At 74.5% G+C, this 14,552-nt stretch carries 10 protein-coding genes; 8 read left to right on the top strand and 2 right to left on the bottom strand.

Going from position 1 to position 14,552, the window contains the following annotated elements; all coding sequences use genetic code 11:
* Positions 1–334 precede the first annotated feature (334 nt).
* The 4 genes from ACFPCY_RS20275 to asnB are packed head-to-tail and all read left to right on the top strand — an operon-like array spanning position 335 to position 5,905.
* Positions 335–1,573, top strand: coding sequence for an acyl-CoA dehydrogenase family protein (locus ACFPCY_RS20275; protein ID WP_378257353.1), 1,239 nt, complete (start codon positions 335–337; stop codon positions 1,571–1,573).
* Positions 1,570–3,228, top strand: a complete 1,659-nt coding sequence (locus ACFPCY_RS20270; protein ID WP_378257351.1) for an amino acid adenylation domain-containing protein — start codon at positions 1,570–1,572, stop codon at positions 3,226–3,228. Before ACFPCY_RS20275 ends, ACFPCY_RS20270 begins: the two co-directional genes overlap by 4 nt.
* 12 nt (positions 3,229–3,240) lie before the next feature.
* Positions 3,241–4,038, top strand: a complete 798-nt coding sequence (locus tag ACFPCY_RS20265; protein ID WP_378257349.1) for an alpha/beta hydrolase — start codon at positions 3,241–3,243, stop codon at positions 4,036–4,038.
* 43 nt (positions 4,039–4,081) lie between these two features.
* Positions 4,082–5,905: an asparagine synthase (glutamine-hydrolyzing) gene (gene asnB / locus ACFPCY_RS20260; protein ID WP_378257347.1), complete on the top strand. Its 1,824-nt coding sequence runs from the start codon at positions 4,082–4,084 to the stop codon at positions 5,903–5,905.
* A 90-nt stretch (positions 5,906–5,995) separates the two neighbouring features.
* Here the strand turns inward: asnB and ACFPCY_RS20255 are convergent, their stop codons facing one another.
* Entirely contained in the window at positions 5,996–7,636 is a 1,641-nt protein-coding gene (locus ACFPCY_RS20255; RefSeq protein ID WP_378257345.1) for an AMP-binding protein, read from the bottom strand.
* Between the two features lie 197 nt (positions 7,637–7,833).
* Here ACFPCY_RS20255 and ACFPCY_RS20250 point away from each other — a divergent pair, with 197 nt between their 5' ends.
* Positions 7,834–9,264, top strand: a complete 1,431-nt coding sequence (locus ACFPCY_RS20250) for an MFS transporter (protein ID WP_378257343.1) — start codon at positions 7,834–7,836, stop codon at positions 9,262–9,264.
* Here ACFPCY_RS20250 and ACFPCY_RS20245 read toward each other — a convergent pair.
* On the bottom strand, positions 9,237–11,597 hold the full coding sequence (locus ACFPCY_RS20245) for a lantibiotic dehydratase (RefSeq protein WP_378257341.1): 2,361 nt from the start codon (positions 11,595–11,597) through the stop codon (positions 9,237–9,239). The genes ACFPCY_RS20250 and ACFPCY_RS20245 overlap by 28 nt on opposite strands.
* 96 nt (positions 11,598–11,693) lie before the next feature.
* Between ACFPCY_RS20245 and ACFPCY_RS20240 the strand changes: the two genes are divergently transcribed.
* The 3 genes from ACFPCY_RS20240 (at position 11,694) to ACFPCY_RS20230 (ending at position 14,552) form a co-directional block, all read left to right on the top strand.
* On the top strand, positions 11,694–12,731 hold the full coding sequence (locus ACFPCY_RS20240; RefSeq protein ID WP_378257339.1) for a ketoacyl-ACP synthase III family protein: 1,038 nt from the start codon (positions 11,694–11,696) through the stop codon (positions 12,729–12,731).
* A 139-nt stretch (positions 12,732–12,870) separates the two neighbouring features.
* On the top strand, positions 12,871–13,758 hold the full coding sequence (locus ACFPCY_RS20235; protein WP_378257337.1) for a sulfotransferase: 888 nt from the start codon (positions 12,871–12,873) through the stop codon (positions 13,756–13,758).
* A 20-nt stretch (positions 13,759–13,778) separates the two neighbouring features.
* Entirely contained in the window at positions 13,779–14,552 is a 774-nt protein-coding gene (locus ACFPCY_RS20230) for an SDR family NAD(P)-dependent oxidoreductase (RefSeq protein WP_378257335.1), read from the top strand.

The raw sequence follows: 14,552 nt of genomic DNA, 5'->3' as shown, positions 1-14,552 counted from the left end.
CCGGAATGGCCGTCCGGCGACGCCGGCGACGGCGCGCCGCGCGGCGGCGGCCCGGGCCGCCGGCCTCGTCCGCCCGGAGTCCCGGCGCTCCCGGGCGAACCGGCCGGGACCGTTCACGAGCCGCATCGATTTCCACCGCGGGTGGCTGACGGTCCGTACCGTACGACAGCGATCTGAGCTGTGCAAGAGATCATCCGGAGCCGTTCGGCGGGTGCCACCTGCCCAAAGTTCACCCTTTTCAAGATCGGATGTCTCATGGACAATGGGCTGCGGCCGGTGCGGCCGAGCCGGGTCCGGCGTACCCGGCTCCCGCGAATCGGCCGATCGGAGAGCCATGCGATTCGAATGGGATGACCGGCGGGACGACCTCTATCGGGATTTTCGCGGGCTCGGCGAACGGGCGCTGGGCAAGGACGTGGCGGAACGCGACCGGACCGGGGAGTTCGGCCGGGACGATTGGCTCCTCTGCGCCGAACACGGCCTGCTCGGCCTGCTCCTGCCGCCCGAGTACGGCGGGTCCGGTCGCGGTCCGGTCGCGTACGCGAGCGCGATGGAGGGCCTCGGGTACGGCTGCCCGGACAACGGCCTCATGATGGCGATGGGCGCGCACGTGCTGGCCGCCGAGGTCCCGGTGTGGAAGTTCGGCGACGAGGACCAGAAGCGCCGCTACCTGCCCGGCCTCGCCTCCGGACGGCTCATCGGGGCCAACGCGATGACCGAGCCGGACAGCGGCTCCGACGCCCTCGCGCTCACCACCACCGCCGAGCGCGACGGCGACGGCTACCGGCTGACCGGCCGCAAGCTCTACGTCACGAACGCGCCGGTCGCCGACCTGTTCGTCGTGTACGCGACCGTGGGACGGCACCTCGGCTTCACCGGCGTCACCGCGTTCCTGGTCGAGCGCGGCGACGTCGGCGTGTCGGTGAAGGAGCAGGGCGAGAAGATGGGGCTGCGCACCGCCCGGTGGGGCGAACTCGTCCTCGACGCGTGCCGGATTCCCGCGTCCCGGCGGCTCGGGGCCGAGAAGCAGGGCGGCTTCGTCTTCGGCCGCACGATGGCGTGGGAACGTTCCCTCCTGCTCGCGCCGTGGCTCGGCGTCCTGGAGCGCGAGTTCGACGAGGCGCTGCGCCACTGCCGCCGTCGCCGCCAGTTCGGCCGGCACATCGGGCACTTCCAGTCGGTCGCCAACCGGATCGTCGACATGCGGATCCGCTGGGAGCTGTCCCGCATGCTGCTCTACCGCGCCGCGGCCGAGCTCGAACGCCCCCGGACGACGATCTTCCCCGAGGCGGGCAAGCTCTACGTGAGCGAGACCGCGGTCGAGATGCTCACCAGCCTGACGCAGCTGTACGGAGCCCTCGGCTACTCGACCGACGGACGCGTCGAGCGCCATCTCCGGGACGCCGTGGGCATGACGATCTCGTCCGGGACGTCCGACATGCAGCGCGTGGTCATCGCCGGGAAGCTCGGCGTCACCTGGCCGGACACGAGCACGGACGGCGGCGCGGACGGCGGCGCGGACGGCGGCGCGGACGGCGGCGCGGACGGCGGCGGAAGCGAGGACGGGCGGTGAGCGCCCTCGGCGACTACCTGCGCCGCCACGCGGCCGAGCGGCCGGACGCGCCCGCCGTCGAGTACCGGGACCGGACGATGACCTACGGCGAGCTGGACGCGCGCAGCTCATCCCTCGCCCGCACGCTGCTCCGCGACGGGGTGAAGACCGGCGACCGGGTCGGCCTGTGGGCGCGCAAGTCGATCGAGTCGGTCGTCGCCATCCACGGCGTCCTGAAGGCGGGCGCGGTCTACGTCCCGATCGACCCGAGCGCGCCGTTCAACCGGGCGGGCCACATCCTGGCGCACTGCGACGTCGCCTGCGTCATCGCCGAGGACGATCGCGTCGAGTGGCTGCGCGAGCAGTTCACCTGCCCGATCGTGTCCATCGGTTCCGGAAGCTCCGCGCCGCACGCCTCGGTCATCCCCTGGCACGAGGCAGTCGCGCCCGCGAACAACCCGCGAGCTGTGCCCGCGAACAACCCGCCGGTCGGGTCCGCGAACAACTCGTCGGTCGCGCCGGCGGACGATCCGGTCCCGGCGCGCGTCGGCCTCCACGACCCGGCGTACATCCTGCACACGTCCGGCTCGAAGGGGACGCCGAAGGGCGTCGCGCTGTCCCACGGGAACGCCCGCGCGTTCGTGGAGTGGGCGGTCGGGGAGTTCGGCCTGTCCCCCGCCGACCGGGTGGCCGGCCATGCGCCGTTCCACTTCGACCTGTCGATCCTGGACCTGTTCGCGACGTGCGCCGCCGGCGGCTGCGTGGTGCTGGTGCCGGAGAGCCAGGTCGGGCTCGGCGGGGCGCTCAACAGGTTCGTCGCCGACCGGGGCGTCACCGTCTGGTACTCGGTGCCGGGCGCGCTGACCCGGATGCTGGCCGCGAAGAACGCGGACCTGCTGACCGGGTCGCCGCTGCGGGTCGTCCTCTTCGCGGGCGAGCCGTTCCCGCTGCCGCACCTGCGGCAACTGCGCGCGCGCCTGCCCGAGGCGGCCCTCTACAACCTGTACGGCCCGACCGAGACGAACGTGTGCCTGTTCCACGCCGTCCGGCCGTCGGACGTCGCGCCGGACCGCACGCGGCCCGTGCCGATCGGACGTCCCTGCCCGTACGCGACGGCGTTCGTCGTCGACAGGGACGGCCGCCCGCTCGACCCCGCGCCCGGACGGACCGGCGAGCTGTGCGTCGCGGGCGATTCGGTGATGCTCGGCTACTGGCGCGACGACGACCTCACCGCGTCCAGGACGGTGCTGATCCCGCGCGCCGGCGCCGAGCCGCTCGCCGCCTACCGGACCGGCGACCTGGTCCGCTTCGACGACGACCTGAACCACGTGTTCCTCGGACGCGAGGACGACATGGTGAAGATCCGCGGCCACCGGGTCGAGATCGGCGAGATCGAGGCGGTGCTGTCGGCGGCCGGGAACGTCCGGGAGGCCGCGTGCGTGGTGGTCGGCGACGGCCCCGACGACCGGGCCGTCGAGGCGTACGTGGTGCCGGAGGCGCCCCCGCTCGACCTCGGGCCGGTGCGGCGGCACTGCCTGGCCGAGCTGCCGCGCTACATGGTCCCCGAGCGGTTCCACGTCGTCGCCGCGCTGCCGCTGACCGGGACCGGGAAGATCGACCGGCGCGGGCTGGCCGGGACGGGGAAGATCGACCGGCGCGGGCTGGCCGGGTCGTAGGCGGGACGCGCGGTGAAGGTGCTGACGGAGACCTGGCGGAGCGCGTCGATCGGCCGCAAGAAGGCGGTGACCGTCGTCCTGCCGCCGGGCTACTCCGCGACCGGGCGCCCGTTCCCGGTGCTGTACCTGCTGCACGGGTTCGGCGGCGACCGGACCACCTGGCTCCGGTGCGGGCGGCTGCCCGGCCTGGTCGACTCCGGGCGGCTGATCCTGGTGTTCCCCGAGTCCGGACGGTCCTGGTTCATCAACGACGCGCGCGGACGCCGCTACGAGGACCACCTGGTCGGCGAGGTCGTCCCGGAGATCGACGCGCGGTTCAACACCGTCGCGTCCAGGGACGGGCGCGGCGTCGGCGGGTTCTCGATGGGCGGTGCGGCGGCGCTGTTCCAGGCGCTGCGGCACGGCGGGGTGTTCTCGGTCGTGTGCAGCAGCGCCGGCGCGTTCGAGGCGCCGTTGCGGGAGGGCGACCCGTACGAGCGCTTCCGCAGCGACCGGAACCTGGCGATGCCGACCGTCCGGGACCACGAGCGCGTGTGGGGGCCGCCAGGAAGCGAGGTCCGGCGGCGCTACGACCCGTACGCGCTGATCCGGAACCGGGACGCCGGGCGCCCGCTCGCGGTCCGCCTCGACGTCGGGCTGGACGACTACGACCGGATGATCGCCATGAACCGCAGGACGCGGGACGCGCTGTCGGCCGCCGCCGTCCCGCACGAGTACGAGGAACGGCCCGGCGGCCACGACTGGGAGTTCGTCGACGCCGGGCTGCCGCGGCTGTTCGCCTTCGCCCACGACCACCTCCTCTCCGCCTGACCCCCCGCGACGAGACGCCGAGACGACGACCGGAGGACTGCGCATGTGCGGCATCACCGGATGGTTCGACCCGATCCGCGACCTGAGCCAGGAACGTCCCGCCCTGTCCGCCATGACCCGGACGCAGGCCCCGCGCGGACCGGACGCGGAGGGCCTCTGGCTGTCGGCCCGCGCGGCGCTCGGGCACCGGCGGCTCGCCGTGATCGACATCGAGGGCGGGCGGCAGCCCATGGCCCGGACCGGACGCGGCGGCGGGCAGGCCGTCATCACGTTCAGCGGCGAGATCTACAACTTCCGGGAGCTGCGGGACGAGCTGGCGTCGGCGGGCTGGTCGTTCCGCACCCGCTCCGACACCGAGGTGCTGCTGACGGCCTACCTGGAGTGGGGGCCCGAGCTCGTCCACCGGCTCAACGGCATGTACGCCTTCGCCATCTGGGACGAGCGGGAACAGCGGCTGCTGCTCGTCCGGGACCGCCTCGGCATCAAGCCGCTCTACTACGCCCGGCTCGGCGACGGGATCGTCTTCGGCTCGGAGCCGAAGGCGCTGCTGGCGCATCCCGAGATGGCCGCCGAGGTGGATCTCGAAGGGATCGCCGAGCTGACGGCCGTCCCGCGGGCGCGCACGCCCGGGCACGCGGTCTACCGGGGGATGCGGGAGCTGCGGCCGGGCTGCCTGCTGATCTCCGACGCGTCCGGCTGCCGGGAACGGAGGTACTGGGAGCTGGAGGCCCGTCCGCACACCGCGGACCTCGCCACCACGACGGACGAGATCCGCTCGCTGCTGACCGACATCGTCCACCGCCAGCTCGTCGCGGACGTCACGGTCGGGACGCTGCTGTCCGGCGGCATCGACTCCAGCGCCATCACCGCGATGGCGGCCCGCGAGTTCAAGGGCGAGCTGACCAGCCACTCGGTGAGCGTCCCCGCGCCCGCGAGCCCGGGCGGCGACTCGTGGCGGCCGAGCCCGGACGAGCCGTACGCGAAGCTCGTCGCCGAGCGGCTCGGCCTCAAGCACTTCGTCACGCAGGTCAGCACGGACAGCCTGGTCGCGGGCATCGACCGCGGCCTGGCGGCGCGCGACCTGCCCGGCTGGGGCGACCTCGACACCTCGATCCACCACCTGTTCAGCGCCGTCCGGGAGCACTGCACGGTCGCGCTGTCGGGCGAGTCCGCGGACGAGATGTTCGGCGGCTACGCCTGGCAGATCGACGAGCGGTTCGTCGGCCACCCGTCCTTCCCGTGGATGTACGGGCGCCGCCAGCCGCAGCACCTGCTGCGCGAGGAGGTCAGGCGCGCGATCGGGCCGGAGGAGTACGAGGCCGACCGCTACCGCGACGCGCTGGCCGAGGTCCCCCGGCTGGACGGCGAGGACGCCGCCCGGCGCAGGGAGCGCGAGGTCTTCCACCTCGGCCTCACCCGCTGGCTGGGCGCGCTGCTCGACCGCAAGGACCGGATGAGCATGGCCGTCGGCCTGGAGGTGCGCGTCCCGTTCGCCGACCACCGGCTCGCCGAGTACCTGTTCAACGTGCCGGCGGAGCTGAAGGCGGCCGGCGGGACGGAGAAGGCGCTGCTGCGGCGCGCCTGCGCCGACCTGCTGCCCGACGAGATCGTCAACCGCCCGAAGAGCGCCTACCCGGCCAGCCGGGACCCGGCCTACGTGAGCCGCCTGAAAGGCCTGGTCCTCGATCTCCTGGACGAACCGGACGCCCCGCTGTTCGACCTCATGGACCGGCGGAAGGTCCGCACGGCGGTGACGTCCGAGCTGGACACGCTGCCCGGGCCGATCACCGCCAGGACGTCCGCGATCGGCCTCTCCTACCTGCTGGAACTGAACCGCTGGCTGACCCGCGTCCGCGTCGTGACCTGACCCGCGCGCCCGCCTCGCCCGCCGCCGCGCGCCCGCCTCGCGCCTCGCCGCGCGCCCGCCTCGCCCCTCGCCCCCGCCTCGCTCCGCCGCTCAGGACGGCGGGGCGGGGAGGGCGTAGCGGCTGCGGAGGGCGGACTTGCGGATCTTGCCGGTGGCGGTGCGCGGCATGTCGTCCAGCAGTTCGAGGCGGCGGGGCCAGTAGGCCTTGGTCATGCCGGCCTCGTCCAGGGACCGCTGGAGCTCCTCCAGCGTCACCGCCGCGCCCGGACGGGCCGGGGTGACCACGGCGCAGATCGTCTCGTCCTCGCGCTCGTCGCGCAGGCCGATGACCGCGACGTCGCCGACGGCCGGGTGCCGTCCGATGATCGCCTCCAGGTCGGTGACCGGCGCGATGTTGGCGTTGCGCAGGATCATGTCCTTGGCGCGGCCGGTGATGCGGATGCCGCCCCGGCCGTCCGGACGGGCCAGGTCCCCAGTGTCGAACCAGCCGTCGCCGTCCAGCTCGGCGGCGTACAGGTCGTCCCGGCGGTAGTAGCCGAGGCACTGCGTCGGGCCCCTGATCCACAGCACGCCCTCGCCGTCGGTGCGCTCCGAGACCGGGTCGATGCGCAGCTCGGTGTCGGCGATCGGGCTGCCGTCGCTGTGCGCGGCCCAGTCCTCGGGGTCGGTCGCGCGGGTGATCGTCGCCGGGCCGTTCTCGGTCATCCCCCACAGCGAGTACAGCCGCAGCCCGAAGACCTCGCGGACGTCGTCGATGAAGTACGGCGGGATCGGGGCCGAGCCGCTGACGAGCCAGGTCAGCGACGGGACGGCGCGCGGCTCCGCCCGCTGCGTCTCGATCATGCTCAGCAGGTAGAACGGCGCGCAGTAGAAGAACGTGACGCCGTGCTCCGCGATCAGGTCGAGGGCGTCGCCGGGGTCCTTGGCGTCCTGGAAGGCCATCGTCCCACCGAGCATCAGCGGCATCAGCATGCCCTGCACGACGCCGGTGTAGTGGGTGTACAGCGCGGTGGTGTACATGACGAGCGAGGAGTCGAGCCCGAAGGCGTCGGCCTCGCCGCGCACGGCCGCGTAGAGCGTGTTCAGGCTGTGCAGGACGCCCTTGGGCTCGCTCGTCGTGCCCGAGGTGAACAGGACCAGGTACGGGTCGTCCGGGCCGAGCTCGCGGGCGTCGAGCTCGCGGCCGTGCCGCTCCTCCCAGGGCGTGCCGAAGAAGAACGACTCGAACTCCTCGGTGCCGTCCGGTCCGGGGCCGTCGGCGACGAAGACCCGCTCCAGGGACGGCAGCTCGGCGGCGAACTCCGCGCCGAGCTCGCCGAGCCGGTCGCCGTCGTCCTCGGCCATCGTGACCAGGACGCGGGCCTCGGTGACGCGCAGCATGACGTCCAGCTCGCGCCGCCGGTAGGTCTTCATGAGGGGGCAGTACACGACCCCGGCGCGCATGCAGGCGAGGGTGAGCGCGGCGAGCTCCCAGCGGTCGGTGAGCTGGGCCGCGATGACGTCGCCGGGCCGCAGCCCCAGCTCGACCAGGGCGCTCGCGCACCGGTCGGTGGCCGCCGCGAGCCGCGCGTAGTCGAGCCGGAACGTGCGGCCGTCGGACTGGCGCCGGGTGACGACGGCCGTCTTGCCCGGCGTGTCGCGCACGTGCCGCCGCAGGTCGTCGAGGAAGGTCTCGTCCCGCCACCAGCCGCGCTCGCGGAAGCCCGCGGACGTCTCGGAGGTCTCGGTCATCTCTGCTCTCCCGTTCTGTTCTCTCCGGTGAGAACCCGGTGTGGTCGAGCGGATCGTCGGTTCCGTCCTGGTGCGAAGATCCACGATCTTGCCCGGATTGTCCAGGCCCCCACCGGACCGGCCCTGGTATCGGCCGGTCCGGTCGGTTACCGTCCGGCCGAGCCCCTGGACGCGGCACCGGACCCGTGAGGACCCCCATGCTCCACGCGCGCACGGCCGAGGACGACCTCGACGACGACCGTCGCGGCGGCCGGCGCGGACGGCTCGCGCTGGGCGTGCTGGCGGCCTGCCAGCTCGTGCTCGTGGTGGACGCGTCGATCGTGAACATCGCGCTGCCCAGCGTCCAGCGGGGGCTGGGCTTCTCCGACGCCGGGCTGTCGTGGGTGGTCAACGCCTACACGCTCGCCTTCGGCGGGCTGCTCCTGCTCGGCGGACGCGCCGGGGACCTGCTCGGCCACCGGCGGACGTTCGTCGCGGGCGTCGCGCTGTTCACCGCCGCCTCGTTCGCCGGAGGGCTGGCCGGCGCGCCCGCCGCGCTGCTGGCGGCGCGGGCCGCGCAGGGCGCCAGCGCCGCGCTCGCCGGCCCCGGATCCCTCGCGCTGATCGCCACCACCTTCCCGGACGGGCCGCGCCGGAGCCGGGCGCTCGCGGTGTTCGCGATCGCGGCGAGCGGGGGCATGGTCGTCGGGCTCGTGCTCGGCGGGCTGCTGACGGCGTGGGCGTCCTGGCGGGCGGTGATGTTCGTGAACGTGCCGGTCGGGGCCGCGATCGTGCTCCTCGCGCCGCGGGCGCTGCGCGAGTCCCCGCGCCGCCGGGCGCGCTTCGACCTCGGCGGGGCGCTCACCTGCACGCTCGGCTCGGTGCTGCTGGTCTACGGGCTGATCCGCGCCGCCGGGCACGGCTGGGGCGAGGTCCGGACAGTCGGCGCGCTGTGCGCCGCCGCCGTCCTGCTCGGGCTGTTCCCCCTGGTCGAGGCGCGCGCCGCGCAGCCCGTGATGCCGTTGGGGTTGTGGAGCGAGCGCGACCGGGTCGGGGCGTTCGCGATGCGGCTGCTGCTCACGGCCGCGATGAGCGGGATGATGTTCTTCCTGACCCTCTTCGTGCAGGGCGTCCTCCGGTACGGGCCGCTGGCGACCGGATTCGGGTTCCTGCCGACGACGGTCGTGCTGGTCGCGGTCAGCCGGGCGGTGCCGCGCCTGCTGCCCCGGTACGGCGCGCGGCCGCTCATGGTGGCGGGGTCGGTCCTGTGCGTCGCCGGGATGGCGTGGCTGACGCAGGTCTCGGCGGACGGCTCCTACCTCTCGCTGATCCTCGGCCCGGTCCTGCTGTTCGGCGCGGGAAGCGGGATGGTGTCGGTGTCGGCCACGTTCGCGGCGATGGCGTCGGTGCCGTCCGGGGAGGCGGGCGCGGCGTCGGCGGTGTTGCAGAGCATGCAGCAGGTCGGCGGGTCGCTGGGCGTGGCCGTCCTGGTCACGGTGGACGACGCGACCCGCGGCGCCACCCCGGCGGACGGTATGCGCGGAGCGTTCACCGCCGGGCTCGTCCTCACCGTCGCGATGACGGCGGTCGCGGCGTTCGGGTTCCGGCGCGGCGCCGAGGATCAGGGACGCTCCGGGTCGCAGAACTGAAGCCGCAGTTCGGAGGAGTAGCGCCGGCCTCGCGCGTCCCGGAGCCAGGCGTCCTCGGGGCCGGGCAGCAACTCGCTGAACACCACCGGGACGTCCGGGCCGGACGACTCGCGCGCCGCGCGCAGCATCGCGGCGAACGCCGACACGTAGCGGGGACCGGTGAAGTCCACGTACACGGGCTTCACCTCGGTGCCGACCTTGGCGAACACGCGCTCGGGAAGCCCGAGAGAGGCGCGCAGGCGGCGCGCGGCCAGGTACTCCCGGACGGCCCCGGTCGCCGGGACGAGCCCGGTGCCGCCGACGGTCGTCCGCCAGGTCTCGCGGGTGACGACCAGGCGGTCCAGGGTGATGCGCGGGTGGTGCGGGCCCGCGCCGACGAGCTTGAACACCTCGGCCCCCACGAACCCGAACAGCAGGGCGAACACCTCGCGCACCGGACGGCGGAGACCGCCGGGCCCGGTGACCTCCAGCCTCCCGTCCCGCTCGGTCACGGTGAGCGCGACGGTCGGCAGGACCCGGCCGGGGTCGGCGCCCGACGCGGCCGTGAACGCGAGCTGCCGGTCGGTGACGCCCAGCACCGGGGCGATGCGCGCGGTGTACTGCGGCCACCAGGTCGGGTACAGCGGCCGGAACTGCGGGCCGATGTCGGCGGCAGCGGCGGCGCGCAGCCGCTCGGGGTCGGGATGCCGGTCGGCGAACACCGCGCAGTCGAGCGTGGGCCAGGCGGTGTGCATCTCGCCGAGCACCAGGGTGAAGTCGCCCGCGGCGAGCGCCTCGACGCTCGGCGCGCAGAGGTGGATGTCGGGGCTGTGGATGCGCCCGCCCGCCCAGCCCGGACGGTCGGCGGCGAACAGCTCGGCGGCCCGCCTGGCGAGATCGGCGCTGCGCAGGTCCAGGCGGCTCGCGGCCGCGGTGGCGGCGTCCAGGCCGAACAGCTCGCTCCAGCGGCGCGCGAACTCGGCGACGACGGCGTCCGCCGGACGGTCCGGACCCGCCAGCAGCGGCTGGGCCGCGCGCCAGAACACCGGCATCGGCACGCCACCGTCGCGCGGACCGCCCAACCGTCTGTACAGGGCCTTGAAACCGGCGTCGTAGGCGTCGGCCAAGGCCGCCGAGACCCACCGCGCGGCGGGTAGCAGGACGTTCCCGAACGGCTCGGAGAGGGCCTCCAGAATCGGACGGCCGAAGGTGAGGTCCAGGTCGCGGACGGTGTCCTCGTAGCAGACGCGGCGGCCCGCGTACATCTGGCCGTCCCGGCGCTGCGGCTCGGCCCCGGTCACGGCCGTGAACTCGGCGTCCAGCCCGGCCAGCGCCGCCGCGAGCGCGTCGGGATCGCCGGCCGCCGCGGCCACGGCGGCCAGCGCCAGGTCGAGGCGCTCAAGGCCGGCCAGAGCGCGCTTCCGGGCCTCCGGGTCGGGGATGTCGTTGAGGGCCTTGCGCAGGACGCTCTCGGCACGCGGGTTGTACGGCATGTCCACGCCCCGCCAGACGACACCGGCGTCCACCAGCCGCTCCAGCGCGGCGCTCTCGGGCGGTTCGGACGCGATCTGAACTACGGGAGTCACACCGTCGCAGCGTGCGAGGACGGCCTGTTCCGGTTCGTCCAGTGGGAGTGGTTCATCGCCGGGACGCAGGACGCGTCCGTCCTGGACGACCACGTGCGGCTGGACGCCGGCGGGCAGCCACGGAGCCACCTCCGGGTCGGCGAGCAGCGCGGTGACGTACGCCTCCAGCGCCCAGAACTCCAGGGCGACGTGCCGGTCCCGCACGAGCCCTTCACCAGGCCGGGCCACGACCGCCGGAGCGAGATCGGGATCGATCGTGCCCCACGCGACCGGCCCGAAGAACCCGACGGTGTCGTTCTTTCCGCAGTACCGCTGCCAGTACCGGACCAGCGTGTTCTCCCGCGCGCGCCACTTGTGCCCCGTCCGGCGGACCGGTGTCTCCGAGCCGGGCGGCGACGCGGACGCCAGCTCCGCGACGCGACGGGCCGCGGCGGGGTTCTGCCAGGTCAGCGCCTCGCGGAAGAGCGGATCGGCGGCCACCTCGGCGGCGGCTCGCGAGGCGTCCGCGAGCGCGGCGTCCAGGGCGCGGGTCAGCTCGTCCTCGCTCGCCCGGCCGTCCAGGAACGCGTCGGCGACGGCCGCGCAGCCGGGAGCGCCGAACAGCGCGAGGCCCTCCGCCGGGAACCCGGTCGAGCGCAGCACCACGTCCTTCCAGACCGACCACGCGGTCCCCGGAAGCCCGATCGCATGACCCTTCCGCTCGATCGAATGACCCCTCCGCTCGATCGAATGACCACTGCGCTCGATCGAATGACCACTGTCGCTCACCGCGGCCTCCCGCCGGCGCCGGAAACGCCGCTCGCCCCTCGACGGGGATCACCCTAATGTGGTGATCGTCCGCCGTCACCGGCCCCGGAGGTGCGCATGCGCTGCGACGGCCTGTTCCTCGCCGGCCTGGCCCACCACCTCCCGCCGCCCGTGGACGTCGCGGGCGCGGTCGCGGACGGCCGGTACGACGCGTCCGACCGGGCCGCCGACGAGTACCTCTCGGTCACCGTCGCGACCGGCGAGGCACCGCCGGAGATGGCCGTCGCCGCCGCGCGGCGCGCGCTGCGCCGGGCCGGGACGCCGCCCTCGGAGATCGCGCTGCTGCTGCACGCCTCGGCGTGGTTCCAGGGCGTCGACTACTGGCCGGCCGCGTCCTACGTCCACCGGGAGGTGCTCGGCGAGGCCGGACGGCACGCGCCCGCGATGGACGTCCAGCAGATGTGCGCGGGCGCCCTCGGCGCGCTGGAACTGGCGGCCTCGTACCTGGCGGCCGACGCGTCGCGCGGCTCCGCCCTGGTCACGACCGCCGACCGGTTCGGCGGGCCGGGCTTCGACCGCTGGCGCGCGGACCTGTCCGGCCTGGTCTACGGAGACGGCGCGGCGGCGGTCGTGCTCGCCCGCGCGGGGTTCGCCCGGTTGCTGGCGGTCTCGACGGTCGTGGACACCGAGCTGGAGGGCATGTACCGGGGCGACGAGCCGTTCGCCGCCGCCCCGGGCCGTCCGGTGGACGTGCGGACGCGCCGGGCCGCGTTCGCCGCGGGCGCGGGACGGCGGGTCGGGAGCGTCGCCGAGCGGACCACCGCGGGCCTGACCGAGGCCGTTGACCGGACGCTGGCCGACGCCGGGCTGAAGATCGGCGACATCGACCGGTTCGTCTTCCCGAACGTGGGCCTGCGCGTCCTGCGCACCCGCTACGCCGAACCGCTCGGCCTGGACGTCGCGCGCACCGCCTGGGAGTGGGGCCGCCGCACCGGGCACGTCGGCGCGGCCGACCAGCTCACCGGCCTGGCGTGGCTGGCCGAGTCCGGCGGCCTCGGTCCGGGCGGCCGGGCGCTGCTGGTCGGCATCGGCGCCGGGTTCGCCTGGACCTGCGCCGCCGTCGAGCTCACCGCCCGCCCCGACTGGCCGTCCTGACTTCGCCGGACGCGGCCGATCCGGAGCGCGGCGACCCGTTCGCAACCGGTCTCAGGCGGACGGTTCCCTTCTTCGGAAGATCATGTTTTCATGCAGACTGACCAACTCGCGCCGGTCATCCCGGGAGTCGTGGTTGTCGATGAGGGTGCTCTACATCACCGGTTGGTGCCGTAGCGGAAGCACGGTGCTCGGCAACGTCCTCGCCGAGGCCCCCGGCGTCGTCCACGTCGGCGAGCTGCGGTTCCTGTGGCGCAACGGCGTCCTCGGCACCGGCAGCAACGGGCGGTGCGGGTGCGGGGAGCCCCTTCGCGAGTGCCCGGTCTGGAGCCGGGTGCTGGAGGCCGTCCGGCCGGACGGGCGGTCCCTCGCCGACCACGCGGCCGAGGTCGTCGCCTGGCAGGACGCCTGCCGCACCCGCCACACCTGGCGGACGCTCCGCACCCCGCCCCGCAACGGCTGGCCCGCCACGCTCGCCGCCACCTACCGCGCGATCACCGACGTCTGCGGCGCCCACACGGTCGTCGACAGCTCCAAGTACGCGTCGGACGCCGCGCTGCTGGCGGGGATGCCGGGGATCGACGCGTCCTACGTGCACCTGATCCGCGATCCGCGCGCGGTCGCCTGGTCGTGGATGCAGCCGAAGGCGTACACGGGCCGCCGCTCCGCGCTCGACAGCACGCTGCACTGGACGGGCTTCAACCTCGCCGCCGAGGCCGTCGGGCGCGCCCACCGCGCGGACACGCTGCACCTGCGCTACGAGGACCTGGTGCGCCGGCCGCGGGCGGCGGTCGCGAGCATCCTGGAGCTGATCGGGCACGCCGGGCCCAACCCCGTCGCCCCGGACGGGACGGTCGAGCTGGGCGGCAACCACACCGTCACCGGCAACCCGAACCGGTTCGGACGCGGCCGGACGCCCATCGACGAGGACCGCAGGTGGCTCACCGGCCTGCCCCGCCCACACCGGGCCGCGACCACGCTGCTGGCGCTGCCCCTGCTGCGCCGGTACGGCTACGAGACGAGGGTGTGACGTGGAGACGAGGGTGTGACGTGGATCTGGGACTGGACGGCAAGGTCGCGCTGGTGTCGGGCGGCTCGGCGGGCATCGGGTTCGCGATCGCGCGCGAGCTGCTGCGCGAGGGCGCCACGGTGTCGATCGCGGGCCGCGATCCCGGCCGGCTCGCCGAGGCCCGCGACCGGCTCGCCGCCGAGTCCGGCACCGAGGTCGGCACCCGCGCCCTGGACCTGCGCGACACCGAGGCGGCGCGGGCCTGGGTGGACGACACCGCCGCCGAGCACGGCGCGGCGCACATCGTGGTCAGCAACGCGGGCGGGCCGCCCGCCGGGCCGACCGGCGCGTTCGGTCCCGACGGCTACCGCGCCGCCTTCGACCTGGCGATGGTCGCGCACGTCGGGCTCGTCCAGGCCGCGCTGCCGCACCTGCGCGAGGCCGGATGGGGACGGGTCCTGATCGTCGCCAGCGAGACGATCCGCGACCTCATCCCGAAGTACGCGCTGTCGGGGATCGCGCGGGCCGGGCTGGCCGCCTACGCCAAGACCCTCGTGCACGAGCTGGGACCGGGCGACATCACCGTCAACGTCCTCGCGCCCGGCTACACCGCCACCGACGCGCTGCTCGGCGGCCTCGAAGGGGACGTGGAGGCCGGGACCGCCCGCGTCGCGGCGGAGGCGGGCATCCCGCTCGGGCGGGTGGCCCGTCCCGAGGAGGTCGCGGCGGCCGGAACGTTCCTGCTGAGCGCCCGCGCGAGCTTCGTCACCGGAACCGTCCAGGTCGTCGACGGCGGCCGCTCCCTGGGGATGTGA

It is taken from the genome of Actinomadura gamaensis, assembly GCF_042652125.1.
Lineage (GTDB): Bacteria > Actinomycetota > Actinomycetes > Streptosporangiales > Streptosporangiaceae > Spirillospora > Spirillospora gamaensis.
The sequence above is the reverse complement of the archived record's forward strand: the minus strand, read 5'-3'. Positions and strand labels throughout refer to the sequence as shown.

Excerpts from the sequence above, each read along its gene's own strand:
- ACFPCY_RS20235 (WP_378257337.1), top strand. The coding sequence starts at position 12,871 with ATGAGGGTGCTCTACATCACCGGTTGGTGCCGTAGCGGAAGCACGGTG.
- ACFPCY_RS20275 (WP_378257353.1), top strand. The coding sequence starts at position 335 with ATGCGATTCGAATGGGATGACCGGCGGGACGACCTCTATCGGGATTTT.
- asnB (WP_378257347.1), top strand. The coding sequence starts at position 4,082 with ATGTGCGGCATCACCGGATGGTTCGACCCGATCCGCGACCTGAGCCAG.
- ACFPCY_RS20240 (WP_378257339.1), top strand. The coding sequence starts at position 11,694 with ATGCGCTGCGACGGCCTGTTCCTCGCCGGCCTGGCCCACCACCTCCCG.
- ACFPCY_RS20255 (WP_378257345.1), bottom strand. The coding sequence starts at position 7,636 with ATGACCGAGACCTCCGAGACGTCCGCGGGCTTCCGCGAGCGCGGCTGG.
- ACFPCY_RS20250 (WP_378257343.1), top strand. The coding sequence starts at position 7,834 with ATGCTCCACGCGCGCACGGCCGAGGACGACCTCGACGACGACCGTCGC.